Raw genomic sequence first — 1,221 nt, 5'->3', positions numbered from 1 at the left:
TCTGTGAATTGTTTTTCCTTGATAAGGATACGAATTCGTTTGACTTGCTTTTTTAATTTTTCTATTTTATTATTAATAATAAAATGATAAAAAATCATCATTACTAAAGGAAATAAAATGCATCCTATCTCTTCGGCATCTATTGAAAGCCTGCCCAATGAATTGCTGCTCCCTATCTTAGAGGCTTGCGTAGTTCCTTCCTTATTTAGCGTCTGTAAAAGATGGCATAATTTGCTGGCTACTGAAGTCATGCCTCCTCTTTATAAGCAAATAGCACAGCTTCATTTCCCAGGAGGGAATTCCACTATCCAGCAAACTCTTATGTTAGCTAAATTTTATCAACTCAATCCTGGACTTACCTCTACCGAGAAAGTTTATCAAGTTTTTAAGCAAGTTTTTACCTTAGCTAAATCTATTTCTACTTTGGAATTCAAAGAGAAAACAGAAGAAAAAAGAGGCTTAACGCTGGTTAATTATTCTTCTTATCTCTTGAATATTAATCGCCTTTTACTTTGGAAAAAACTTCGTGGTGGGGAAGAATACTTGAGCCGAGAAGAAATTAAGCACTTGCCTCTAGAGAAAAAAGGGGCACTTCTTAGAGATTGGATTGCAGAAAATCGTAAAAACATCACGGCTTTAGATTTATCTAGAATAGACTTGACTTATTTGCCCCCAGAAATATGCCAGTTATCTCAGCTGCAAACGCTTGATTTAAGAGAAAACCAGCTCACTGCTCTGCCTACAGAAATTGGGCAGCTGTCTGAGCTACAATATCTTTACTTAAATCAAAACCAGCTCACCAGTCTTCCTGCAGAAATAAGCCAATTGTCTCAGCTGCAAGAGCTTCACTTAAGCCAAAACCAGCTCACCGCTCTGCCTGCAGAAATCGGGCAGTTGTCTGAGCTACAAACTCTTGACTTAAGAGAAAACGAGCTCAACAACCTGCCTGCAGAGATCGGGCGGCTGCCTCAGCTGCAATGGCTTGGCTTAAGCCAAAACCAGCTCACCAGTCTTCCTGAAGAAATAGGGCGGCTGTCTCAGCTGCAAGAGCTTTACTTAAATCAAAACCAGCTTACCAGCCTTCCTGCAGAAATCGGGCAGCTGTCCCAGCTGGAATGGCTTGACTTAAATCAAAACCAGCTCACCAGCCTGCCTGAAGAAATCGGGCAGCTGTCCCAGCTGGAATGGCTTGACTTAAATCAAAACCAGCTCACCAGCCTG

At 41.0% G+C, this 1,221-nt stretch carries 1 protein-coding gene; it reads left to right on the top strand.

What is annotated here, in order from left to right; all coding sequences use genetic code 11:
* Positions 1–117: 117 nt before the first annotated feature.
* The coding region (locus DB41_RS10885) for a leucine-rich repeat domain-containing protein (RefSeq protein WP_202965120.1) at positions 118–1,221 on the top strand (1,104 nt) is incomplete at its 3' end.

This window comes from Neochlamydia sp. TUME1 (genome assembly GCF_000813645.1).
Taxonomy (GTDB): Bacteria; Chlamydiota; Chlamydiia; order Chlamydiales; family Parachlamydiaceae; genus Neochlamydia.
This window is presented reverse-complemented; position numbering and strand designations above follow the sequence as displayed.